The organism is Micromonospora sp. 050-3 (assembly GCF_046549335.1).
Lineage (GTDB): Bacteria > Actinomycetota > Actinomycetes > Mycobacteriales > Micromonosporaceae > Micromonospora > Micromonospora trifolii.
In genome coordinates this window covers 528,588-550,132 of record NZ_JAJPVX010000001.1, presented here as the reverse complement: position 1 = coordinate 550,132, position 21,545 = coordinate 528,588, and the positions used below count along the sequence as shown (strand labels likewise).

The following is a 21,545-nucleotide window of genomic DNA, read 5'->3' as shown; positions in this document are numbered from 1 at the left end:
GCAATTATCTCCCTCATCCTTACCGGTCGGGGCCAGTGCCGCCGACCCTGACTGGATATGTCGACCATCACGTACCGGACGGCGGCGTGCCGCAGGCGCCGACCCGCGTCCGCTGTCGCGCGCCGACGGGCCACCGGGCCTACGATCGGGCCATGCCGCGGTACGCCCGAGCCGAGCGCGAGGCGCTGGCCGATCTTCTACTGGCCCTCGGGCCGGACGCCCCGACCATCAACGAGGGCTGGGCGACCCGTGACCTCGCCGCGCATCTGGTGCTGCGGGAGCGCCGACCGGACGCGGCGGGTGGGATCGTGCTGCCGCCGCTGCGCGGCTACGCCGAGCGGGTCCGTCTGCGACTCGCCGCACGGTCCTACCCCGAACTGGTGGCACAGGTGCGCCGACCGCCGCTGTGGAGCCCGGTCAGCAACCCGCTGACCGACGAGTTGGCCAACACGATGGAGTTCTTCATCCACCACGAGGACGTCCGGCGGGCCGGCTCCGGGTGGCAGCCGCGCGATCTGTCCACCGGCCTGCAGAGCGCGCTCTGGAAACGCGCGGCCCCGATGGCCCGGCTGGCACTGCGTCGCTTCCCGGCGGACCTCTACGTGCAGGCGCCCGGCCACGGTGAGATCTCCCTCGGTCGCGGTGGTGAGCCACTGCGCCTGGTCGGCGCCCCGGCCGAGCTGGTGCTGTTCTTCTCCGGCCGGCAACGGGTGGCCCGGGTCCAACTGAACGGCTCGGCGGAGGCGGCTCGGCGGCTACGGGCCGCCAACCTGGGCATGTGACTATCTGTGCGTAAACGGTCACCAAACTACTGTGGAATTTCCCACACCCAGCGAAACACGCTGATACCTCCTCCCGTACGCTTCACCGCGCCGCTCCGCGCCGGGCGGCACGAAGTGGGGGCGCACTGTGCGGGACTTCGCGATTTCGGCGCTGCGGGAACCCCCGTTTCCCACCGGACGCCACGGGGCCACGGACCAGGTGGCGGGTGAGAGCATCGAGTGGGCGCGCACGTTCGGGCTGGTCGATTCCAGCCAACGTGTGCACCGCCTGGAACGGGCCGACGCCGCCGGACTGGCCGGCCGCGCCTGCCCGGACGGCTCGGTGGAGGGCCTGCGGCTGCTCACAGACCTGATCAGCTGGCTCTTCGTGATGGACGACGCCTGCGACGAGGACGGCCTCGGCGCCGACCCGGTCCGACTGGGCCCGGCGATCAGCACCCTGCTCGACGTGCTGGACCGCTGTGGTGACCCGTACGTCGTACCGCCCGCCGTCGGACCACTGGGCGACGCGTTGCACGACCTCTGCCGCCGGACCCGGCTGCACGATCACGCCGGACTACTGCTGCGGTTCGTCAGCCAGATGCGCGAGTACCTGTTGGCGCTGCTCTGGGAGGCGGGCAACCGGGAACGTCGGCGCGTACCCGAGGTGGCGGAGTACGTGCAGCTGCGCCGGCACATCGGCGGCGTGCACCCCTGCCTCACCCTGACCGACCTGGCGTCGACCCGGCCCTCCGGGCCAGCCCAGCGCGCCCACCCGGGGCTGGTCGCCCTGGACCTGCTGGCGGTGGACCTGGTCTGCTGGTGCAACGACCTCTTCTCCTACGGCAAGGAGAGCCAGGTCGACCCGGACGCGCACAACCTGGTCACGGTGATCGCCCAGGACAGCGACGCGGACGAGGCGACCGCGCTCCGGAGTGCCGCACACCGGTTCAACCAGGGGTTGGCGACCTACCTGGACGCGGAGGAGGCGCTGCGCGCCGCCGACGACGACGGGATCCGCGACGCCCTGACCGCTCGGCGCAACTGGGTCCGGGCCACCTACGACTGGTCAATGGTGGCCGCCCGGTACGCCTGATCGGCCGTACCGGTCGGTGGGATGGGCCGGCCGGACGATCACCAGGGCTAGCCGATGCACGGCGACAGGCCATACTCTTCGGTAACCATCATGACGTGACGACCGTCACGCCACCACCCCCGAAGGCGGCTACAGCGATGGCTCTCGATGTACCGTACCGCTCCATCCCGGACATGTTCCTCAAGCGCGTGGCGGCCACCCCCGACCGGAACGCGTTCGCGTCCCCGAACCCCGACGACTCGGGGCCCGTCTGGCTGACCTGGGCACAGGTCGGTCAGCGCGCCAAGGCGGTCGCCGCCGGCCTGCACGGCCTGGGCGTCGGCCAGGAGGACCCGGTCGCGATCCTCGCCAACACCCGGCTGGAATGGGTGATCGCCGACCTCGGCATCATGTGCGCCGGCGGCGCGACCACCACCGTCTACCCGACCACCGAGCCGGCCGACGCGACGTTCATCATCGCCGACTCCGGGTCGAAGGTGCTGTTCGCGGAGAACCCGGCCCAGGCGGCGAAGATCGCCGGGGCGACACTGCCCGCGCTCACCCACGTGGTGCTCCTCGACGGCACCGTCGATCCGAACGCCCCGATCGCGCAGTTGACGCTCGCCGACCTGGAGGAGCGCGGCACCCAGGCGCTGGCCGCCGAGCCGGAGCTGATCGACATGCTGGTGGCCGGCATCGGCCCGGAGCACCTGGCCACCCTGATCTACACCTCCGGCACCACCGGCCAACCCAAGGGCGTCGAGCTGCTGCACGGCGGCTGGTGCTGGGAGGCCGTGGCGCAGGCGGAGGTCGGGCTGCTACGCGACGACGACCTTCAGTACCTGTGGCTGCCGCTGGCCCACTCGTTCGGTAAGACCCTGCTCTGCGGCGCCATCCACGTCGGCCTGCCCACCTACGTCGACGGGCGGGTGGACAGGCTGGTCGATCTCCTCTCGGTCATCCGTCCGACGCTGATGTGCGGCGCTCCCCGGGTGTTCGAGAAGGTCTACAACAAGGCCGTGACCACCGCGCAGGGCGCTGGCGGCGCGAAGGCGAAGATCTTCGGCTGGGCCGTCGGCGTCGGCAAGGAGAAGGTCACCCTGGAGCAGGCCGGCAAGCCGGTGCCGGCCGGGCTGAAGTTGCGCTACGGGCTGGCCGAGAAGCTGGTGTTCAGCAAGCTCCAGGCCCGCCTGGGCGGCCGGATGCGGGTGCTGGTGTCCGGCGCCGCGCCGCTCAGCCCGGAGATCGCCACCTTCTTCGCCGCCGCGAACCTGCCGATCTCCGAGGGCTACGGCCTGACCGAGACCAGCGCGGGCAACTTCGTCAACCCACCGGCCGGGCTACGGATCGGCACCGTGGGCCGGGCGATGGGCGACCTGGAGTGCAAGATCGACACCGACGGGGAGATCCTGGTCCGGGGTCGGCCGGTGATGCGCGGCTACCACAACCTGCCGGAGGAGACCGCCGCCTCGTTCACCGAGGACGGCTTCTTCCGTACCGGTGACATCGGCACCCTCGACGAGCAGGGCTACCTCCGCATCACCGACCGCAAGAAGGACCTGGTCAAGACCTCGGGCGGCAAGTACATCGCGCCGTCGCACATCGAGGGGATGTTCAAGGCCATCTGCCCGTACACCTCGCAGGCGGTCGTCGTCGGTCAGGCCCGCAACTTCTGCACGATGCTGGTCACCCTCGACCCGGACGCGATCCGGGGCTGGGTCGCCGGCGGCCCCCTCGAAGGGCGCAGCTACACCGAGATCGTCGCGTCGGCTGAGGCCCAGACGATGGTCGAGGAGTACGTCGCCCAGCTCAACGCCAAGCTCAACCGCTGGGAGACGATCAAGAAGGTGGCCATCCTGCCGCGCGACCTGACAATCGAGGACGGCGAGATCACCCCGTCGTTGAAGATCAAGCGGCGTGGGGTGGAGAGCAACTTCTCCGCCGAGATCGACAAGATGTACGCGGGCACCCTCGCCGAGCTCTGACGCGTCGCCGGTGGCCCCGCACCCGCTCGGGTGCGGGGCCACCGGCGTTCGTGGCAGCGGGGGTGCTCAGGCGATGACAGCCGGCTCGCGCCACCGCTGGCGGCCGGCGCGGTCCAGGTCGTAGCGGATCGCCGCGATCCGTCCGACGGCCTCCACGAGGTCCGCCGCGGGCAGGGTGAAGGGCAGCCGCAGGAAGCGCTCCAGGGTGCCGTCCAGACCGAACCGGGGGCCGGGAGCCAGCCGAACGCCCACCTCCTCCGCGGCCCGGGCCAGCGCGCTCGAGACCGGGCCGTCCAACTCGGCCCAGAGCGTCACGCCTCCCCGTGGCACTGTGACCCGCCACTCCGGGAGTTGGTGCGCCAGCGCGCCGAGCAGGGCGTCCCGCTGGACGGCCAACTGGACGCGGCGGTCGGCGACGATGGCCTCGGCGTCGGCGAGCAGGTGTACCGCGACCAGTTGGTCCAGCACCGGGCTGGCCATGTCGACCCCGACCCGCACGGCGGCCAGCCGCTGCACCTGCGGCGCGGACGCGCGCACCCAGCCGATCCGCAGGCCACCCCAGTAGGGCTTGCTCATCCCGCCGATGCTGACCACCCGGCTGTGTCGGTCGTAGATGGCGACCGGGGGTGGCACCTCGGTGCCGTCCATCGACAGATCCACGAAAGACTCGTCGACGATCAGATCGGTGCCGACCGCGTGCGCGGCGGCCACCACGCGCTCGCGCAGTGAGGCGGGCATCAGGTGCCCCGTCGGGTTCTGGAACTCCGGAATCAGGTAGGCCAGCTTGGGCCGGGTCTGTCGGAGACTGCCCAGCAGGAGGTCGGGCTCCCAGCCGCCGTCGGCGGCCAGACCGTGGGTGGTGATCCGGGCCCGCCGGCCGGCCAGCGCGGCGAGGGCGTTGGGGTAGGTCGGGGACTCGACCAGCACGGTGCCACCCGGGGCCAGGGCGAGCCGCAGCACCAGATCCAGTGCGTGCTGGGTGCCGCTGGTGACCATGATCTGGTCGGCCGAGGTGGGCAGACCCCGGGCGGTGTACGCGTCGGCCACCGCCTCGCGCAGCTCGATGATGCCGGTCGGGTGGTAACCGGCTCCGCTCAGGTAGCGAGGCAGGTCCTCGGTGGCGGCCCGCGCGGCCGACAGCAGTTGCGGCGGGGCGGCCAGAGCGGCCACGCCGAGGTCGAGCATCTCCCGGTCGTCCAGCGGGGTCCACAGGCCGGTGCTGGCCACCCGGTGGTTGCCGGGCAGCATCGTCCAGCTGCCGGCGCCCCGCCGGCTGGCCAGGTGCCCGGTCTCGCGCAGCTCTCGGTAGGCGGCGGTGACGGTGGTCCGGCTGATCCGCAGCGCCTCGGCCAGCTCCCGTTCCGCCGGGAGGCGGACGCCCAGCGGCAGCCGGCCGTCGGCGAGCAGCCCGCGCACCGAGCCGGCCAGCGCGGCGTAGTCGGGACTGCGGCGGCGGCCCGGCAGGGCATGCCACTGCCCGAGCAGACGGGCCAATTGGACGCCGCGCACCTGCCCGGTCATAGCCACTCCTCGGATATTGGCTTCTTCCTCGACGAGGATTGGCACCTAGGGTGGCATGCATGGCACTGCTTGGCAATCTGCGGCACCGGCCGGTTCGACGGTTGGTCCAGCTCTACCTCGGGCTCACTGTCTACGGCGTCAGCATGGCCCTGATGATCCGCTCCGACCTGGGCCTCGACCCGTGGGACGTGTTCCACCAGGGGCTCTCCGAGCTGACCAAGCTCTCCTTCGGCACTGTCACCATCGGCGTCGGCGCGCTGGTTCTGCTGCTCTGGATCCCGCTGCGGCAGCGGCCCGGCCTCGGCACCGTCAGCAACGTCGTGGTGATCGGCCTGGTCGTGGACGCCACACTGGCCCTGCTGCCCGCGGGTGGCCCGTTCAGCGTCCGGATCGCCATGCTGATCACCGGAATCGTCGCCAACGGCGCCGCCACCGCTCTCTACCTCGGTGCCCGGTTGGGGCCGGGTCCCCGCGACGGTCTGATGACCGGGTACGTGGCCCGCCGGCCCGGCCGGTCGATCCGACTGGTGCGCACAGTCATCGAGGTCACCGTGCTGGCGCTGGGCGCGCTGCTCGGCGGCACGGTCGGCGTGGGAACCGTCGCGTACGCCCTGGCCATCGGCCCGTTGGCCCAGTTCTTCATCCCGCTGTTCGCCGTGCCGGAGGCCACCGCGCCGGACAGCGCCGCGCCCCCACCGGGCAACCCCGCGCCGGCCACCCCTGCCGGCTGAACCCTCACCGACCGTCCGCGAACCGGTACGTGGTGGTGGTGCCGCGCACCGGTTGGAGGGTGGGTGTTCCCTTCCGCGACGCGCGCCGTCATCATCTCTGCATGGGGGAGAACGGTTGGCGCTGGAACGACGCCTGGATCTTCGTGTCGCTCGTCATCGCGAGCGGGGCCGGACGGCACCGTCGGTCGGCGACAAGCCGGCGGCCGGAGGGCGTTCGCCTGACCGACGTGCTCTCCACCGCCGACCACCTCAACCACGCGATTCCGCAGCGACACGAGGTGGAGGCCGCGGTCCAACGGCTGGTCGGCGCCGGGCTGGTCAGCGTCGCCGACGGCTGGTTCCGGATCACCGCCGAGGGTGAGCAGCTGTGGCGCACCCGCCCGCGCGCGGGTGTGGCGACCATGGTGGACACCGTGCAGGGTGTGTTGACCCGCCGGCACGCGCCCGGCAGCGCGGACTGGATCCTGGACGAGGCCGACCACGCGGCGGCCGTCCAGGAGTACGCGGTCCGTTCGATCCCCACCCCGCGTCGGTCACCGGAGGGGCACTCCGGCGAGCGCTGAGCGGCTCAGCGCACCGGATGGCCGCCGAGGCGCAGCGCGTCCTTGACCTCGGCGACGGTCAGCTCGCCGAAGTGGAAGACGCTGGCGGCGAGCACCGCGTCCGCGCCGGCGCCGATCGCGGGCGGAAAGTGGGCCACCTCGCCGGCGCCCCCACTGGCCACCACCGGCACGTCCACCACCGCGCGCACCGCGGCGATCAGCTCCAGGTCGAAGCCGGCCTTGGTGCCGTCGGCGTCCATCGAGTTGAGCAGGATCTCGCCCGCGCCCAGCTCGGCGCCCCGGTGCGCCCACCACACGGCGTCGATACCGGTGCCGCGCCGACCCCCGTGGGTGGTGACCTCGAAGCCACTGGGCGTGCCGCCGTTGGGCGAGCGCCGCACGTCGAGGGAGAGCACGAGCACCTGCCGGCCGAACCGGTCGGCGATCTCGGCGATCAGCTCCGGACGGGCGATGGCGGCGGTGTTCACGCCGACCTTGTCCGCCCCGGCGCGCAGCAGTGTGTCCACGTCGGCGACCTGCCGGACCCCACCGCCGACGGTCAGCGGGATGAACACCGACTCGGCGGTGCGGCGCACCACGTCGAGCATGGTGCCCCGGTCGCTGGAGGACGCTGTGACGTCGAGGAAGGTCAACTCGTCCGCGCCGGCCCGGTCGTATGCGGCGGCCAGTTCCACCGGGTCGCCGGCGTCACGAAGGTCGAGGAAGTTGACCCCCTTGACCACCCGCCCGGCGTCCACGTCCAGACAGGGGATCACCCGTACCGCCACCGTCATGCCGCGAGCCTATCCTCCGCACCCGCACCGGCGGTCGACCCGATCGGGTCGACCGCCGTGCACGAGCTCTGCGTCACACCTTGACGAGCATCTTGCCGAGGTTGTCGCCGCGCAGCAGGCCGATGAATGCCTCCGGAGCGTTCTCGATGCCGTCCACGATCGTCTCGTCGTAGGACAGCGTGCCGTCGCGCAGCCAGCCCGCGACGTCGCGCACGAACGCCGCTCGCACGTCGTTGTGGTCGTTGACAAGGAAGCCGCGCAGGGTGAGCCGCTTGCCGATGACCAGCGCCAGGTTGCGCGGGGCGGCCGGCGGCTCGGTGGCGTTGTACTGCGCGATCATGCCGCAGATGGCGGCCCGACCGTGCAGGTTCATGGCCGAGATCGCGGCCTCCAGGTGGTCACCGCCGACGTTGTCGAAGTAGACGTCGATGCCGTCGGGGGCGGCCGCCCGCAGCGACTCGCGGACCCCGTCGTGGTAGTCGAAGGCGGCGTCGAAGCCCAGCGCCCGCAGCCGCTCGACCTTGGCCGGCGAGCCGGCGCTGCCGATCACCCGGCCGGCGCCCTTGAGCTTGGCGATCTGGCCGACCAGGCTGCCCACCGCGCCGGCAGCGGCGGAGACGAAGACCGTCTCGCCGGGCTTCATCGCGGCCACCTCCAGCAGCCCGGCGTACGCGGTCAACCCGGTCATGCCGAGCACGCTCAGGTACGCGCTGGCCGGGGCGATGCTCGGGTCGACCGGGCGGGCCGCGGTGGCGTCGAGCAGCGCGTACTCCCGCCAGCCCAGCCCGTGCAGGACTGTGGTTCCGACGGCGATGTCCGCCGCCTCGCTGGCCACCACCTCACCGATCGCGGCGCCGTCGAGCGGCGCGTCGAGCGCGAACGGCGGCACGTACGACTTGACGTCGTTCATCCGTCCGCGCATGTACGGGTCCACGGACAGGTACTGGTTGCGGACCACGATCTGGCCCGGTCCGGGCGTCGGGACCTCGGTCTCGACGAGCCGGAAGGTGTCTTCGGTGGGCCAGCCCTGGGGGCGGCTGGCCAGGTGGATCTCGCGGTTGCTGGTCACGGGGTGGTCGTCCTCTCGTCCGCGGATGGGGGCCTGGGGCCGCGAGGTCACGCGGACAGGGTCTCGCGGACGGTCAGCGTGACGTCGACGTTGCCACGGGTGGCGTTGGAGTACGGGCAGACCTGGTGGGCCTGCTCGACGATCTGCTCGGCGACCTCGCGGGGCGCGGCGGGCAGGTCGACGACGAGCTGCACGGTGAGACCGAAGCCGCCGCTGCCGTTCGGGCCGATGCCCACCTCGGCGCCGACCACGGAACCGGTCACGTCAGCCTTGGCCCGGCGGGCCACCAGCCGCAGCGCGCTGTGGAAGCAGGCCGCGTAACCGGCGGCGAAGAGCTGCTCGGGGTTGGCCGCCCCACCGGCGCCGCCCATCTCCTTCGGCACGGCCAGGTCGAGCGCGAACGTGCCGTCGGAGGTCTCGACGTGGCCGTCCCGGCCGTCGCCGGAGGCGGTCGCGGACGCGGTGTAGATAACCTGCATGAGAGTCACTGCTCCTTCTGTCGATGGATGGTGTCGGTGACCCGGGTGAGGGTGTCGCGCAGCGCGACGAGCTCGTCGAAGCCCAGCCCGGTGGCCAGCGCGATCCGCAGTGGGACGTCGCCGACCCGCTCGCGCAGCGCCCGGCCCTGCTCGGTGAGGCCCACCTCGACCCGCCGCTCGTCGCGGGCCGACCGCCGCCGCACCACCAGGCCCGCCCCCTCCAGCCGCTTGAGCAGCGGGGAGAGCGTGCCGGAGTCCAGTCGCAGCTCGGCGCCCAACTCGGACACCGTGGGGGCGTCGTCGGGACGCTCCCAGAGCACCAGCAGCACCAGGTACTGCGGGTAGGTCAGCCCAACCTCGTCGAGGATCGGCCGGTAGACGTCGGTGAGGGCGCGCGACGCCGCGTAGAGCGCGAAGCACACCTGCCGGCGCAGCACCAGGTCATCGGTCACCGCTGAACCGTAGCCCACAATTAAGTTGCGCACAACTTAATGGGCCGCAGGGCGACCAGCAGGCCGCTCGGGCGCGTTACCTCAGCGATCGCCGAGGTACGCCTCCAACTCCACCTCGACCAGGTGCTCCGGGTCGAGCAGACCGGCCACCACGACCAGGGTGGCCGCCGGCCGGACCGCGCCGAAGACCACGTTGTGCGCCCGGCCCACCTCGTCGGCGTGCAGCCGGTCCGTCACGTACAGCCTGGTCCGGACCACGTCGCCCGGCTCCGCACCCACCTCGGCGAGCGCGGCCAGCCCGATATGCAGCGCCTGCGCGGTCTGCGCGGCCGCGTCACCGACGTGCACCACCCGGCCGTCCACCGTCGCCGTGCAACCGGCCGTCCAGGCCCGCTCACCGGCCCGGACCACCCGGGAGTACCCGTAACGCTGCTCCCACGGGCCACCCGACCCCAGCCGGGTCGTCGTCACGCCTCGGCCAGCGTCCGCAGCGCCTCGGCCACAGTGAAGGCACCCGCGTAGAGCGCCTTGCCGGCGATCACACCTTCCACCCCGGCCGACTCCAGAGTCGCCAACGCCCGCAGGTCGTCCAGTGTGGACACCCCTCCCGAGGCGATCACCGGCCGGTCCGTACGGGCACACACCTCGCGCAGCAGATCCATGTTCGGCCCGCGCATCGTGCCGTCCTTGGTGATGTCGGTGACCACGTACCGACTCGCGCCCGCCTTGTCCAGCCGCTCCAGCACCTCGTACAGGTCACCGCCGTCGCGGGTCCAACCCCGCGCCGACAGGGTGTGACCCCGCACGTCCAGCCCGATGGCCACCCGGTCGCCGTACTCCGCGACCACCCGGTCACACCAGACCGGGTCCTCCAGGGCGGCGGTCCCGATGTTCACCCGGGCCGCACCGGTGCCCAGCGCCGCGCGCAGCGACTCGTCATCACGGATGCCCCCGGAGAGCTCCACCTTCACGTCCAACTGGCGCACCACCTCCGCGAGCAGGTGCGCGTTGGTGCCCCGACCGAACGCCGCGTCCAGGTCGACCAGGTGGATCCACTCCGCGCCGTCCTGCTGCCAGGCCAGCGCCGCGTCCAACGGGTCGCCGTAGATGCTCTCGCTTCCGACGGCGCCCTGCACGAGCCGGACGGCCCGGCCGTCAGCGACGTCCACGGCGGGTAACAGGGTGAGGCTCAAGGTCTTCTCCTCGATCAGGTACGACGGTCCAGGGCGATCACGACGATCGCCGGCAGTACGAGCAGCAGGAGCACGATCAGCGCGATACGCAACGCCAGGTTGTCGACGAACGTCCAGATCAGCAGCAACGCCGCGCCGGTGAGCAGCACGATCGCGGCCCGCTCACCCCGAGTGTGCCGGGCCAGCCGCCCGGAGCGACCCCGCCGCAGCCGCGGCGTCAAGCCGCGGACCACAGCGCGACGGCGCTGCCGGCGGGCGACCTGGCGCTGCCGTACCGCCCGATCCCGGGCCTGCTCCGCCTCCCGCTCCGCACGCCGGCGGGCGCGTTCCCGGCTCACCGCGACGCCCGCCGCTCGGGCACCGCGCGACGGCGCTCAGTCACCGCTGGGCAACGTGGCGAGCCAGTTGCGCAGCAGCGCGGCACCGGTGTCGGCGGACTTCTCCGGGTGGAACTGGGCCGCCGACAACGAGCCACGCTCCACCGCCGCGACGAAATCCGTGTCGTGGTGGGCGGTGGTCACAGTGGCACCGGCAGCGGCCAGCGCCGCCGGGTCGCCCATCGCGTACGAGTGGACGAAGTAGAACCGGCTCTGCTCCGTCAACCCGGCGAACAGCACCGACTCCCGGGGTGCCCGGACCGTGTTCCAGCCCATGTGCGGCAACCGGGTGGCGGCCAGCCGGGTCACCCCGCCCGGCAGCAGGCCCAGCCCCTTGGTCACCACGCCGTGCTCGTCGCCGTGCTCGAACAGCACCTGCATGCCCACGCAGATGCCGAGCACCGGCCGGCCAGCAGCCACCCGTTCGGCGATCACCGGGCCGGCGCCCAGCGCCTCGATCCCCGCCATGCACGCCGCGTACGCGCCGACACCCGGCACCACCAGGCCATCGGCGGCAGCCGCCGCGGCCAGGTCGTCGGTCACCCGGACGTCCGCTCCGGCGGCGGCCAGCGCCCGTTCCGCCGAGCGCAGGTTGCCCGAGCCGTAGTCGAGCACCACCACATCACTCATGTCGTCACCCCGATCACCCGTTCTCCGGCAGCAGCCGCAGCACCCCGGCGACAGTGGCGAGCACCGCGAGCGCCGCGGTGATCAGCACGGCAGCCTTCGGCGCGCCCTGCCGGTAGAGCGACCAGGTGCCGCCCACCAGCACCCCGGCCAGGATCAGCAGCAACGTCGGCAATGCGGCACCCATTAGAGAGCGCCCTTCGTGCTCGGGATCGCCCCGGCCGAACGCGGGTCGATCGAGGTGGCTTCGCGCAACGCGCGGGAGACCGCCTTGAACTGCGCCTCCACCACGTGGTGCGCGTCCGGGTGACCACCGGGCCGGGCTGCCCGCAGCACGTCGACGTGCAGCGTGACCCGGGCCGCCTGGCCGAAGGACTCCCAGATGTGCCGGGTCATGCTGGTCGCGTAGACCGGCCCGATGTAGGGGGCGAGCACCGGCTCGTCGTGCACCACGTACGGCCGACCGGAGAGGTCCACCGCGGCCCGGACCAGCACCTCGTCCATCGGCACGGTCGCCGAGCCGTACCGCCGGATGCCGGCCTTGTCGCCCAGCGCCTGGTCGAACGCCGCACCCAGGGCGAGCGCGGTGTCCTCGATCGTGTGGTGCGCGTCGATCTCCAGGTCACCCACTGTGCGCACGGTCAGGTCGAAGCCGCCGTGCCGGGCGATCTGGTGCAGCATGTGGTCGTAGAAGCCGACGCCGGTGCTGATCTCGGCGGCACCGGTGCCGTCGAGGTCGATCTCGACGAGGACCTTGGTCTCCTTGGTGATCCGTTCCACCCGGGCGGTCCGACTCATTGCGAAGTCTCCATTGCAGAAAGGAAGGCGTCGGTCTCGGCGGCGGTGCCGGCGGTCACCCGCAGCCAGCCGGGCAGGCCGACGTCACGAACCAGCACCCCCTGCGCCAGCAGGGCGTTCCAGACGATGGTCTGGTCGCCGCCCACCTCGAAGAGCACGAAGTTGGCGTCGCTGTCGGCGACCCGCAACCCTCGCTCGCGCAACGTCGCCACGATCCGGTCCCGCTGCGCCATGATCGCGGTCACCGTACCGAGAAGGGCATCGCGGTGGGCCACCGCCGCGCGTGCGGCGGCCTGGGTGAGCGCGGAGAGATGGTACGGCAAACGGACGAGCTGCACCGCCCGCACCACCGCCGGGTCGGCGGCCAGGTAACCCAGCCGGCCGCCGGCGAAGCCGAACGCCTTGCTCATCGTCCGGGTGACCACCAGCCGCGGGTGGCCGGGCAGCACCGCGAGGGCGCTGACCGTCCCGGGCCGGGCGAACTCGGCGTACGCCTCGTCGACGACCACCATGCCGGGCGCGACGTCGAGCACCGCGGCGATCACCGCCGGGTCCAGTGCAGTGCCGGTGGGGTTGTTCGGCGAGCAGAGGAAGACCACGTCCGGGTGGTGCTCGCGGACCTGGGCGACCGCCTCCTCGGCGGTCAACCCGAAGTCGACGCCGCGCGCGGCGGGCACCCACCGGGTGCTGGTGCCGAGGGCCAGCAGCGGGTGCATCGAGTACGCCGGAACGAAGCCGAGCGCGGTACGCCCCGGCCCGCCGAACGCCTGGAGCAGCTGCTGCTGGATCTCGTTGGAGCCGTTGGCCGCCCACACCTGCTCGACGGTGAGCCCGTGCCCGAGGTATTCGGCCAGGTCGGCGCGGAGCGCCACCGCGTCCCGGTCGGGGTAGCGGTTCAACTCACGAAGCTCGGCAGCGAGCGCCTTGCCGATCGCCTCGACCACCGGCTCCGGCACCGGGTGGGAGTTCTCGTTGGTGTTGAGCCGCACCGGCACGTCCAGTTGCGGCGCCCCGTACGGCGACAACCCCCGCAGGTCCGCCCGGATCGGCAGATCGTCCAGGCTGGTGCGTTCGCTCACGCCGCCCCTCCCGGGAAACGGGCCTGGACCGCCTGGCCGTGCGCGGGCAGGTCCTCCACGTTGGCCAGGGTGACCACGTGCGGGGCCACCTCGCGCAGCGCGGCCTCGGTGTATTCGATCAGGTGCACGCCGCGCAGGAAAGACTGCACTGACAGGCCGGAGGAGTGCCGGGCGCAGCCGCCGGTGGGCAGCACGTGGTTGGAGCCGGCGCAGTAGTCGCCGAGCGAGACCGGCGACCAGGCGCCCACGAAGATCGCCCCGGCGTTGCGGACCCGCAGCGCCCACTCCCGGGCGTCGACAGTCTGGATCTCCAGGTGCTCGGCCGCGTACGCGTCGACCACCCGCAGCCCCGCCTCGAGGTCGTCGACCAGGACCACACCGCTCTGCTCACCGGTCAGCGCCGTGGTGACCCGCTCGGTGTGCTTGGTCGCCGGCACCTGCCGGGCCAACTCCGCCTCGACCGCCTCGACCAACGCCACCGACGGGGTGACCAGCACGCTCGCGGCCAGCGGGTCGTGCTCGGCCTGACTGATCAGGTCCGCGGCCACGTGCGCCGGGTCGGCCGTGTCGTCGGCCAGGATGGCGATCTCGGTCGGCCCGGCCTCGGCGTCGATGCCGACCACGCCGCGCAGCAGCCGCTTGGCGGCGGTCACCCAGATGTTGCCGGGGCCGGTGATCAGGTCGACGGGGTCGCACCGCAGCTCACCCGCCGGGTCCACCGCCGCGCCGTACGCCAGCATCGCCACCGCGTGGGCCCCGCCCACGGCGTACACCTCGTCGACGCCGAGCAGCGCGCACGCGGCGAGCACCCGAGGGTCGGGCAGACCGCCGTTGTCCTTCTGCGGCGGGCTGACCACCACCAGCGAGCGCACCCCCGCCGCCTGGGCGGGCACCACGTTCATCACCACTGTCGACGGGTACATCGCCAGGCCACCGGGCACGTACAGGCCGACCCGGTCGACCGGCAGCCACCGCTCGGTGACAGTGCCGCCGGGCACCACCTTCGTGGTGTGGTCGGTGCGCCGTTGGTCGGCATGCACCCGACGGGCCCGGGCGATGGACTCCAGCAGCGCGGCACGCACCGCCGGGTCGAGCACGCCCTCCGCCTCGGTGATCGCCTCGACCGGCACCCGCAGCACCTCCGGGGAGATGCCGTCGAAACGTTCGCTTGCCTCCCGGATCGCTGGGTACCCATGCTCACGGACCGCCTCGACCAGGGGCCGGATGCGCTCGACGGCGACGGACACGTCGAGCTGGGCACGGGGCAGCAGGCGGCGCGGGTCACCGAGACCGTCGCGCAGGTCGATCCGATTCAGCACCCTTGCGAGTCTAGGCGGCCGGCCCGACGTCCACCCGAGCCGCCCGTCCGCCGGGACGGTGAGCCGGGCCACGCCCCCGGGGGCGAGATTGGTTAGGCTCGACCATGTGACCGCACGGCTGCCGGTTTTCCCGCTCGCAACGGTGCTCTTTCCCGGGTTGGTGCTGCCGCTGCACATCTTCGAGGAGCGCTACCGGGCGCTGGTCCGACACCTGGTCGACCTGCCCGAGGGTGCCCCGCGCGAGTTCGGCGTGGTGGCCATCCAGTCCGGCTGGGAGGTCGCGCCCGCCGGCCCCGCCGGCGCCCCGGCCTCATCGAGCGTCGGCGAGGTGACGCTGCACGAGGTGGGCTGCACCGCCGAGCTGCGCCAGGTGACCGAGCTGGCCGACGGTGGCTACGACATCGTCACTGTCGGCCGCCGCCGGTTCCGGATCGCCGAGGTCGACGACAGCGCCGAGCCCTACCTGACCGCCGACGTCGAGTGGCTGCCCGACCCGGGCGGCCCGGACGAGGTGGCCGATCTGCTGGCCGCCCGGGTGATCGCGGTGTTCCGGCAGTACCTCGGCCTGATCCGCTCCGACCCGGAGGAGATCTCTGAGCAGTTGCCGGAGGACCCGACGGTGCTCTCGCACCTGGTGGCGGCGACCGCGGCGCTCACCGTCGACGACCGGCAACGGCTGCTGGCGATCGACGACACCGCCTCCCGGCTCCGCGCCGAGCTGCGGTTGCTCAACCGCGAGGCGGCTCTGCTGCGTCAGGTGCGGGCGGTTCCGGTGCCGCTGGCGGAGCTGGCGTCCCCGCCGACACCCAACTGAAGTCCCCCGGCTCGGGCTCCGGGCGTAACCCCGGCCACCGCGACCAGCCGGCCAGCAGGGTGTACATGACCGCGGCTCCGAACGCCGGCAGCAGCAGGTTGCCGTGCGGCACCGGCAGCACGCCGAGCAGCCAGTCCACCCCACCGGCCCGCAGGTCGGCGGGTTTGCTGAAGGCCTGCCCGGCCGGGGCGGTCGCCAGCAGCCGGTCGAAGGTGGCCAGGCCGATCCGCCGTCCCACCTGCCAGGCCACCGGCGCGGCGGCCAGCGCGCCGAGCACCGCGGCGAGCAACCCGACCGGGCCGCGCCGCCGACGCAGCACGAACCACAGGGCGAGTGCCACGAGCAGCCCGAAGGCGAGCCCGAGCAGGCTGAACCAGCCGTCGGCGGCGATTGGCTGCTCCGGTTGCGGCTCGGCGTAGATCGCCCCCTCGGCGGTCTTGAGCACCGGGGTGTCCGGTGCGAGCGCGGCCCACAGCAGGCCGAGCGGAACACCCAGTGCGGCCAGCGCGAGCACGGCGCCCAGCACCGTCGCCAGGGCACGCAGCGGACGTCGCGGCTCGTCGAACCGAAGCTCCAGCGAGCTCTGGTACGCCGCCGAGGCCGGCAGGTGGCCCGGGCCGAACTCGCCGGGCGCTGTCCCGGTCGACGGGTCGACCTCCGGCGGTTTCGCGTCCGGCGTACGGGGTGGCGCGGGTTGGTCGGGCTCGTCGACGGGCCGCTCGCGGTCGGGGTTGTCCGGGCTCACCCGATGATCCTCTCAGGCCCGGTGCGCGGCCGGGGCTCCGGTGGCGGCAGACCAGCTCACCGGGCGAACGGCTCCACCATCATCGCCGCGGCCCGCAGCCACGCCTGCCGGGTCTCCGGCTGGAGCTGGTGGTACTCGATCGACGACCCGGTCTCCAGAGCCGGGTCGTACGGCACGACGGCCACGCCCCGGGTACGGGTGGCGAAGTGCCGCTCCAGGTCGTCCTGGAGCGTCGAGCGACCCGGCGTCGGGCAGGAGATGAGGGTGATCGCGTTGTCCGCCAACTCGCCCATGCCCTCCTCGTGCAGCAGGTCGAGCATCCAGTCCGCGCTGAACGCCGCGTCCTCCCGGGGCACTGTGGTGACCACCAGTTGGTCGGCGGCCTGCATCACAGTGCGCCAGTTGGGGCTCTCCACGTTGTTGCCGGTGTCCACGCAGACCACGTCGTGGGTACGCCGCAGCAGCTCCAGCACCCGCCGGACGGTGAACTGGTCCAGTCGCTGGGCGAAGCGCGGGCTCTCCTCGCCGGCCAGCACGTCGTACGAGCCGTCGGAGGCGTGCCGCAGGTAGTCGTCCAGCCGGTCCAGCAGGGTCGCGTCCTCCAGGATCTCGATCTGGGCCAGGTCGCTGATCAGGTGCCGGATCGTCCGGGCGTGCCGGGCGCTGCCGGCGCGCAGGCCGAGGGTGCCGCGCAGCTCGTTGTCGTCCCAGGCCAGCACGCCCTTGCCGCGGACGCTGCCGACCGTCGCCGCGGCGAGCACTGTGGCGGTCGTCTTGTGCACCCCGCCCTTGGGGTTGGCGAAGGCGAACACCCGGGGCGTGCCCAGGTCCCGCTGGAGCACCCCGTTGGCGCGCTCCTGCTCCGGGTCGACGGCCGGTGGGCGCCATTCGATCCGGGTCGGATAGGCACGTTCGGCGACCGCCGAGCCGACCGCCGGGGCGGGCGGCGGCGGGACGGACGGCGGGACGGGCACGGCGACCGGCGGCGCGGGCGGCGGGACGACCGGCGGGGGCGGTGGCGTGACGGCCGGGTAGCCGGTCTCCGGCTGGTAGCCGGTCTCCAGCAGGGCGTAGCGCGACTCCGGCGGGTCGCCCGGTCGGTAGCCGTTGTCCAGCAACGCGTAGCGCGACGGGACCGGATCGGGGCCGCGTGCCGGAGACTCCGACTCGGCCCGGTACGTCGGCTCGGCCCGGTAGTCCGGCTCGGCCCGGTAGTCCGGCTGTTCCCGGTAGTCCGGCTCGGCGCGGTAGCCGGGCGTGGCGCGATAGTCCGGCTCGGCGCGATAGTCCGGCTCGGCGCGGTAGCCCGGCTCCGCCCGGTAACCCGGCTCGGCGCGGTAGTCCGGCTGCTCGGTCCGGTACGCCGGCTCCGCTCGATAGTCCGGCTCGGCCCGATAACCCGGCTCGGTCCGATAACCCGGCTCGGTCCGGTACGCCGGCTCGGCCCGGTAGTCCGGCTCGGCCCGGTAGTCCGGCTCGGCCCGGTAGGTGGGCTCGGCCCGGTAGGCGGGGTCGACCCGGTAGGTCGCCTCGGCCCGGTAACCGGGCTCCGCGCCGTACGACAGGTCGGCCGGATGCCCGACGGCGGGTGCCCGCCCGGCGTAGCCGTTGGGGGCCGCACGCCGTGGCAGCGGGTCCGGCGGCGGCTCCTCGCCGCGCCGCTCCGGCTCGGTCTGCTCCGCGCCGCGACCGCCCAGCCGGGCACGGTCCAACAACGCGCGCCACCGCGGCGCTGGTTCGGCCGGCCGGCCCCAGCCGGTCTCACTGCCCTCCACGGCCCGCCCTCCCAGCGCCATCGATCTCTGTCTGACAGGCTACGAACCCAACCCTATTCGGACCACACCTCAGAGCGCACACCAGCCGGCGCAGATCACGACGACGGTGACGACGGCGACGGCTCGGCGGCGGTGGCGTCCGGCGAGGTGGTGACGCTCGGCGGCGCCGACTCGGTGGGCTCCGGCTTCGACGGTTCGGGTGACGGAATCGTCACGACTGGTGCGGGTTCCGACGATTCGCCCACGGGGGTCGAGGGCGCTGGTGCGCTGTTCACCGGCGCTGGCCGCTCGGACTGGGTCGGAGCAGGGCTCGGCCCGGTGTCGACCGGCGGGCGCACCACGTCGCGCTGCTCCGGCAGGGGCGGCGTGAAGACCGTCCGGTCCAGCCGGTACACCTCGGGGGCGGGGTCGACCGCCCGTACATCCGGGCGGGCCGCCACACCGCGCAGCGCCACCGGGGTCGCGCGAACCACCGCCGCGTAGACGCAGGCGCAGCCGGTGCGGTACGCGGCCGCCTCGGCGGCGGCCACCTCGGCGCCGCTGGCGTACTGCTCCCGCAACTCCCGCTCGCCCACACCGTCGCCGTCGACAGCGGCGGCCCTGGCCCGGTAGTCGGCGGCCTCGGCCTCCTTGCGGGCCGCCACCTGCTCCATCCCGGCGACCACGTCGTCAGGCACCCGCAGCGCGGGGATCTTGACGATCTCGGTCTGCCGGCCGGGCAGCGGAACCCGCCCGAAGACGGTCGAGACCCCGACGTCGCCGAGCACCGTCGCCAGCCGCTGCGGAGGCAGGTACGCATCGAGCGTGACCAGCGCGTACGTCCCACCCTCGGCGGCCTTGGCGGACGCGGGCAGCGCGGCCAGGTCGGCCGCGGCGGACCGCAGGTAGCCGGGGACGGAGTCGCCGTAGGCAACGCCGACCCGGGTCACCTCGCCCACCGTCCGGTCGCCGACCGGAGTGTCGTCGACGGCCCAGACGGCGGTGCCCAACACCGCCGCCGCAGAGAGCACGGCGGCCCAACTGAGCACACCGGATCGCGACGACCGGTCGCCCAGCCGGGCCACGGCCCGGGTCAGCGGCGGCAGCAACCGCTGGTCCAGCTGCCGCAGCAGGTTGCCGGCGCGCACGGGCGGGATCCCCTCTGTGGAACGGTGTCGGGCGGTCGCCGCTCAGTCACGCAGGATCTGAAGCGCACGGTCCAGGTCGTCAGGGTAGTCGCTGACGAACCGGACCTCGTCCCCCGTTCGGGGGTGCAAAAAGCTCAGTTCGCGGGCGTGCAGCCACTGCCGGGCCAGGCCGAGACGGGCCGAGAGGGTGGGATCGGCGCCGTAGGTGAGGTCACCTACACAGGGGTGCCGCAGGGTGGAGAAGTGCACCCGGATCTGGTGGGTCCGGCCGGTCTCCAGCCGGACGTCGACCAGACTCGCCGCCGGGAACGCCTCCAGTGTGTCGTAGTGGGTGATGCTCGGCTTGCCGCCGGAGACCACAGCCCACCGGTAGTCGTGGGTGGGGTGCCTGTCGATCGGGGCGTCGACGGTGCCGCGCAGCGGGTCAAGGTGACCCTGCACCACAGCGTGGTAGCCCTTGTCGACCTCGCGGTACTTGAAGGCCCGCTTCAGCGCCGTGTACGCCTGCTCGCTCTTGGCCACCACCATGATCCCGGTGGTGCCCACGTCGAGCCGGTGCACCACTCCCTGGCGCTCGGCGGCGCCGCTGGTGGAGATGCGATGCCCGATCGCGGCGAGCGCGCCGATCACCGTCGGCCCGGTCCACCCGGGGCTCGGGTGCGCGGCCACCCCGACCGGCTTGTCGACCACGACGATGTCGTCGTCGGCGTAGACGACCCGCAGGCCCGGCACCGCCTGCGGCACCACGGTCGGCGGCGCGACAGGGGCGGGCAGCGTGACGTCCAGCCAAGAGCCGGCCTTGACCTTGTGCGAGTTGGGCCGGGCGGAGCCGTCGACCAGCGCGTCACCGGCGTCGACAAGTGCCGCGGCGGCGGTGCGGGAGAGCCCGAACAGGCGGGACACGGCCTGGTCCAGGCGCATGCCGTCGAGGCCGTCGGGAACCGGAAGGGAACGGTGGTCGCCGCCAGCGGCGAACGCGGAGGTCATGCCCGCTCCCGCTGCTCGGCGCCCGACGCGGCGTCAGTCGTGGCCGGGTCGTCGTCGCGCCCCGCCCGTCGGCCGTCACGCTGGCGGCCGGTCAGCTCCAACAGGACGGCCAGCAGCACGCCGCAGACCAACGAGCTGTCGGCCAGGTTGAACACCGGCCACACCTGACCGTACGGGTCGAAGAGGCTGATCATGTCGACCACGTGCCCGTGGAACGGGGACGGCGCCCGGAAGATCCGGTCGACGAGGTTGCCCAACGCGCCACCGAGCACCAGGCCGAGCGAGATCGCCCAGGGCAGCGAGCGCAGCCGCAACGCCATCCAGACGATCCAACCGACCACACCGATGGTGATCAGCGGGAAGATCCAGGTGTGGTCCGCGCCGATGCTCCAGGCCGCGCCGCTGTTGCGGGTCAGGCTCAGGTAGACGAACCCGCCGAGCAGCCGGACCGGCTCCCGGTCGGTCAGCGCGGCCAGCGCCAGGTGCTTGGTGACCAGGTCGGCCAGCAGGGCCACCAGGGCGACCCCGGCGAGGATCGCGACGGCCCGGGGCCGGCGGTTGCCGCCGCCCGGGTCGGTGCGGCCGGGTTCGGCGGACGGTACTGCGGTCATGCGCTCCCCATCGACAGTCTTGGCGGTGATCGCTCACCGTCTCATCGCCGCCGGGGAACGGACCTCAGCGCCGCTCCTCCAGCTGCTTGCACGTCACACACAGGGTGGCCGACGGGAAGGCGGCGAGGCGCTCGACCGGGATCGGGTTGCCGCACCGCGCGCACCAGCCGTAACCACCCTCGTCGAGGCGCTCCAGAGCGCGCTCCACCTGCGTGATCCGTTCCAGAATGCTGTTGGCGAGAGAAATCTCCTGCTCCCGCTCGAGCGTCTTCGTGCCCGTGTCGGCCTGGTCGTCCCCGGCCGAGTCGGTCAGCCGATCGCGCTGCAGCTCGGTGATCTCACTCAGCGTCTGATCGTACTCGGCACGAAGCTCGTCCCGCCGCGCCGCCAGCGCCGCCCGGATCTTCTCGGTCTCCGCGGTGCTGCGGGTGGCCTTCGCCGCCGGCTTGCGCCCGGCGGTCCTGGTGTCGGATGGCTTCGCCATGGGTCGCTCCCTCGGCCGGGGGGGAACCGCGCGGTCCGCGGCGCCTGGTCAGGGGGCGCCGACCAGGGCGTCCCCTATGTACGAAAAGGGGCGCACGGCGACGATGGCCGCGCACTCCGGAGGTTGGCAAGAATACGGAACGTACAGGCGTCCGACAACGTGCCGCACCGTCGCACCGTCTAACAGCCCCTAGCCCTGCC

At 72.8% G+C, this 21,545-nt stretch carries 25 protein-coding genes; 6 read left to right on the top strand and 19 right to left on the bottom strand.

Annotation, left to right across the window (positions count from 1 at the left end; translation table 11 throughout):
- Positions 1-152: 152 nt before the first annotated feature.
- The 3 genes from ACLJOK_RS02615 (at position 153) to ACLJOK_RS02605 (ending at position 3,821) form a co-directional block, all read left to right on the top strand.
- Entirely contained in the window at positions 153-782 is a 630-nt protein-coding gene (locus ACLJOK_RS02615) for a TIGR03085 family metal-binding protein (protein ID WP_410815877.1), read from the top strand.
- A 127-nt stretch (positions 783-909) separates the two neighbouring features.
- Positions 910-1,857: a terpene synthase family protein gene (locus ACLJOK_RS02610; RefSeq protein WP_410815876.1), complete on the top strand. Its 948-nt coding sequence runs from the start codon at positions 910-912 to the stop codon at positions 1,855-1,857.
- A 137-nt stretch (positions 1,858-1,994) separates the two neighbouring features.
- Positions 1,995-3,821 carry an AMP-dependent synthetase/ligase gene (locus tag ACLJOK_RS02605; protein WP_410815875.1) on the top strand — a complete coding sequence of 609 codons (1,827 nt, stop codon included), beginning with the start codon at positions 1,995-1,997 and terminating at the stop codon, positions 3,819-3,821.
- Positions 3,822-3,887: 66 nt separating this feature from the next.
- On the opposite strand, the gene ACLJOK_RS02600 is transcribed toward ACLJOK_RS02605, so the two are convergent.
- The gene (locus ACLJOK_RS02600) at positions 3,888-5,342 is read right to left on the bottom strand and encodes a PLP-dependent aminotransferase family protein (protein ID WP_410815873.1); all 1,455 of its coding nucleotides are present in this window, start codon (positions 5,340-5,342) and stop codon (positions 3,888-3,890) included.
- A gap of 59 nt (positions 5,343-5,401) precedes the next feature.
- On the opposite strand from ACLJOK_RS02600, the gene ACLJOK_RS02595 reads away from it, so the two are divergent.
- Both ACLJOK_RS02595 and ACLJOK_RS02590 read left to right on the top strand, forming a co-directional pair.
- Positions 5,402-6,073 (top strand): YczE/YyaS/YitT family protein, encoded by a 672-nt coding sequence (locus ACLJOK_RS02595; RefSeq protein ID WP_410815871.1) that lies wholly within the window; start codon positions 5,402-5,404, stop codon positions 6,071-6,073.
- Between the two features lie 101 nt (positions 6,074-6,174).
- A complete protein-coding gene (locus ACLJOK_RS02590) occupies positions 6,175-6,636 on the top strand; it encodes a hypothetical protein (RefSeq protein WP_091407765.1) in 462 nt (153 codons plus the stop codon).
- Positions 6,637-6,641: 5 nt separating this feature from the next.
- Here the strand turns inward: ACLJOK_RS02590 and hisF are convergent, their stop codons facing one another.
- From hisF to hisD, 12 genes are all read right to left on the bottom strand, one after another.
- Positions 6,642-7,409: an imidazole glycerol phosphate synthase subunit HisF gene (gene hisF, locus ACLJOK_RS02585; RefSeq protein WP_112582731.1), complete on the bottom strand. Its 768-nt coding sequence runs from the start codon at positions 7,407-7,409 to the stop codon at positions 6,642-6,644.
- Between the two features lie 73 nt (positions 7,410-7,482).
- Positions 7,483-8,478, bottom strand: coding sequence for an NADP-dependent oxidoreductase (locus ACLJOK_RS02580; protein ID WP_410815868.1), 996 nt, complete (start codon positions 8,476-8,478; stop codon positions 7,483-7,485).
- Between the two features lie 47 nt (positions 8,479-8,525).
- The gene (locus tag ACLJOK_RS02575; protein WP_274524390.1) at positions 8,526-8,957 is read right to left on the bottom strand and encodes an organic hydroperoxide resistance protein; all 432 of its coding nucleotides are present in this window, start codon (positions 8,955-8,957) and stop codon (positions 8,526-8,528) included.
- A 5-nt stretch (positions 8,958-8,962) separates the two neighbouring features.
- Positions 8,963-9,409: a MarR family winged helix-turn-helix transcriptional regulator gene (locus ACLJOK_RS02570; protein WP_354945309.1), complete on the bottom strand. Its 447-nt coding sequence runs from the start codon at positions 9,407-9,409 to the stop codon at positions 8,963-8,965.
- 81 nt (positions 9,410-9,490) lie between these two features.
- A complete protein-coding gene (locus ACLJOK_RS02565; RefSeq protein ID WP_410815865.1) occupies positions 9,491-9,880 on the bottom strand; it encodes a RidA family protein in 390 nt (129 codons plus the stop codon).
- Positions 9,877-10,602, bottom strand: a complete 726-nt coding sequence (gene priA, locus ACLJOK_RS02560; protein WP_410815863.1) for a bifunctional 1-(5-phosphoribosyl)-5-((5-phosphoribosylamino)methylideneamino)imidazole-4-carboxamide isomerase/phosphoribosylanthranilate isomerase PriA — start codon at positions 10,600-10,602, stop codon at positions 9,877-9,879. Before priA ends, ACLJOK_RS02565 begins: the two co-directional genes overlap by 4 nt.
- 14 nt (positions 10,603-10,616) lie before the next feature.
- Positions 10,617-10,940: a hypothetical protein gene (locus tag ACLJOK_RS02555; protein ID WP_410815861.1), complete on the bottom strand. Its 324-nt coding sequence runs from the start codon at positions 10,938-10,940 to the stop codon at positions 10,617-10,619.
- Positions 10,941-10,976: 36 nt separating this feature from the next.
- Positions 10,977-11,609: an imidazole glycerol phosphate synthase subunit HisH gene (hisH, locus tag ACLJOK_RS02550; protein WP_355580911.1), complete on the bottom strand. Its 633-nt coding sequence runs from the start codon at positions 11,607-11,609 to the stop codon at positions 10,977-10,979.
- A 13-nt stretch (positions 11,610-11,622) separates the two neighbouring features.
- On the bottom strand, positions 11,623-11,793 hold the full coding sequence (locus tag ACLJOK_RS02545) for a hypothetical protein (RefSeq protein ID WP_167362522.1): 171 nt from the start codon (positions 11,791-11,793) through the stop codon (positions 11,623-11,625).
- Positions 11,793-12,404, bottom strand: coding sequence for an imidazoleglycerol-phosphate dehydratase HisB (gene hisB, locus ACLJOK_RS02540; protein WP_030334475.1), 612 nt, complete (start codon positions 12,402-12,404; stop codon positions 11,793-11,795). The genes ACLJOK_RS02545 and hisB overlap by 1 nt, the downstream gene beginning before the upstream one ends.
- Positions 12,401-13,483, bottom strand: a complete 1,083-nt coding sequence (locus ACLJOK_RS02535) for a histidinol-phosphate transaminase (RefSeq protein WP_410815860.1) — start codon at positions 13,481-13,483, stop codon at positions 12,401-12,403. The genes hisB and ACLJOK_RS02535 overlap by 4 nt, the downstream gene beginning before the upstream one ends.
- Complete coding sequence (hisD, locus tag ACLJOK_RS02530; RefSeq protein ID WP_410815859.1) at positions 13,480-14,802, bottom strand: histidinol dehydrogenase; 1,323 nt, start codon at positions 14,800-14,802, stop codon at positions 13,480-13,482. The genes ACLJOK_RS02535 and hisD overlap by 4 nt, the downstream gene beginning before the upstream one ends.
- Positions 14,803-14,908: 106 nt before the next feature.
- On the opposite strand from hisD, the gene ACLJOK_RS02525 reads away from it, so the two are divergent.
- Positions 14,909-15,616: an LON peptidase substrate-binding domain-containing protein gene (locus ACLJOK_RS02525; RefSeq protein ID WP_410815858.1), complete on the top strand. Its 708-nt coding sequence runs from the start codon at positions 14,909-14,911 to the stop codon at positions 15,614-15,616.
- Here ACLJOK_RS02525 and ACLJOK_RS02520 read toward each other — a convergent pair.
- The 6 genes from ACLJOK_RS02520 to ACLJOK_RS02495 all read right to left on the bottom strand — a co-directional run bounded on the left by ACLJOK_RS02520 (position 15,531) and on the right by ACLJOK_RS02495 (position 21,345).
- Positions 15,531-16,361, bottom strand: a complete 831-nt coding sequence (locus ACLJOK_RS02520) for a DUF2567 domain-containing protein (protein WP_410815857.1) — start codon at positions 16,359-16,361, stop codon at positions 15,531-15,533. The two genes, ACLJOK_RS02525 and ACLJOK_RS02520, sit on opposite strands and share 86 nt — an antisense overlap.
- A 56-nt stretch (positions 16,362-16,417) precedes the next feature.
- Complete coding sequence (locus ACLJOK_RS02515) at positions 16,418-18,157, bottom strand: AAA family ATPase (RefSeq protein ID WP_410815855.1); 1,740 nt, start codon at positions 18,155-18,157, stop codon at positions 16,418-16,420.
- A 74-nt stretch (positions 18,158-18,231) separates the two neighbouring features.
- Positions 18,232-19,263 (bottom strand): hypothetical protein, encoded by a 1,032-nt coding sequence (locus ACLJOK_RS02510; protein WP_410815854.1) that lies wholly within the window; start codon positions 19,261-19,263, stop codon positions 18,232-18,234.
- A gap of 42 nt (positions 19,264-19,305) precedes the next feature.
- A complete protein-coding gene (locus ACLJOK_RS02505; RefSeq protein WP_091407730.1) occupies positions 19,306-20,250 on the bottom strand; it encodes an RluA family pseudouridine synthase in 945 nt (314 codons plus the stop codon).
- On the bottom strand, positions 20,247-20,861 hold the full coding sequence (gene lspA, locus ACLJOK_RS02500; RefSeq protein WP_410815853.1) for a signal peptidase II: 615 nt from the start codon (positions 20,859-20,861) through the stop codon (positions 20,247-20,249). The genes ACLJOK_RS02505 and lspA overlap by 4 nt, the downstream gene beginning before the upstream one ends.
- Positions 20,862-20,925: 64 nt before the next feature.
- Positions 20,926-21,345: a TraR/DksA family transcriptional regulator gene (locus ACLJOK_RS02495; RefSeq protein ID WP_354945328.1), complete on the bottom strand. Its 420-nt coding sequence runs from the start codon at positions 21,343-21,345 to the stop codon at positions 20,926-20,928.
- Between the last annotated feature and the right edge of the window lie 200 nt (positions 21,346-21,545).

Coding starts and splice junctions, on each gene's coding strand:
- ACLJOK_RS02600 (WP_410815873.1), bottom strand. CDS start 5,342: ATGACCGGGCAGGTGCGCGGCGTCCAATTGGCCCGTCTGCTCGGGCAG.
- ACLJOK_RS02615 (WP_410815877.1), top strand. CDS start 153: ATGCCGCGGTACGCCCGAGCCGAGCGCGAGGCGCTGGCCGATCTTCTA.
- ACLJOK_RS02515 (WP_410815855.1), bottom strand. CDS start 18,157: ATGGCGCTGGGAGGGCGGGCCGTGGAGGGCAGTGAGACCGGCTGGGGC.
- hisB (WP_030334475.1), bottom strand. CDS start 12,404: ATGAGTCGGACCGCCCGGGTGGAACGGATCACCAAGGAGACCAAGGTC.
- ACLJOK_RS02590 (WP_091407765.1), top strand. CDS start 6,175: ATGGGGGAGAACGGTTGGCGCTGGAACGACGCCTGGATCTTCGTGTCG.
- ACLJOK_RS02575 (WP_274524390.1), bottom strand. CDS start 8,957: ATGCAGGTTATCTACACCGCGTCCGCGACCGCCTCCGGCGACGGCCGG.
- ACLJOK_RS02545 (WP_167362522.1), bottom strand. CDS start 11,793: ATGGGTGCCGCATTGCCGACGTTGCTGCTGATCCTGGCCGGGGTGCTG.
- ACLJOK_RS02495 (WP_354945328.1), bottom strand. CDS start 21,345: ATGGCGAAGCCATCCGACACCAGGACCGCCGGGCGCAAGCCGGCGGCG.
- ACLJOK_RS02605 (WP_410815875.1), top strand. CDS start 1,995: ATGGCTCTCGATGTACCGTACCGCTCCATCCCGGACATGTTCCTCAAG.
- lspA (WP_410815853.1), bottom strand. CDS start 20,861: ATGACCGCAGTACCGTCCGCCGAACCCGGCCGCACCGACCCGGGCGGC.
- ACLJOK_RS02595 (WP_410815871.1), top strand. CDS start 5,402: ATGGCACTGCTTGGCAATCTGCGGCACCGGCCGGTTCGACGGTTGGTC.
- hisH (WP_355580911.1), bottom strand. CDS start 11,609: ATGAGTGATGTGGTGGTGCTCGACTACGGCTCGGGCAACCTGCGCTCG.
- hisF (WP_112582731.1), bottom strand. CDS start 7,409: ATGACGGTGGCGGTACGGGTGATCCCCTGTCTGGACGTGGACGCCGGG.
- ACLJOK_RS02505 (WP_091407730.1), bottom strand. CDS start 20,250: ATGACCTCCGCGTTCGCCGCTGGCGGCGACCACCGTTCCCTTCCGGTT.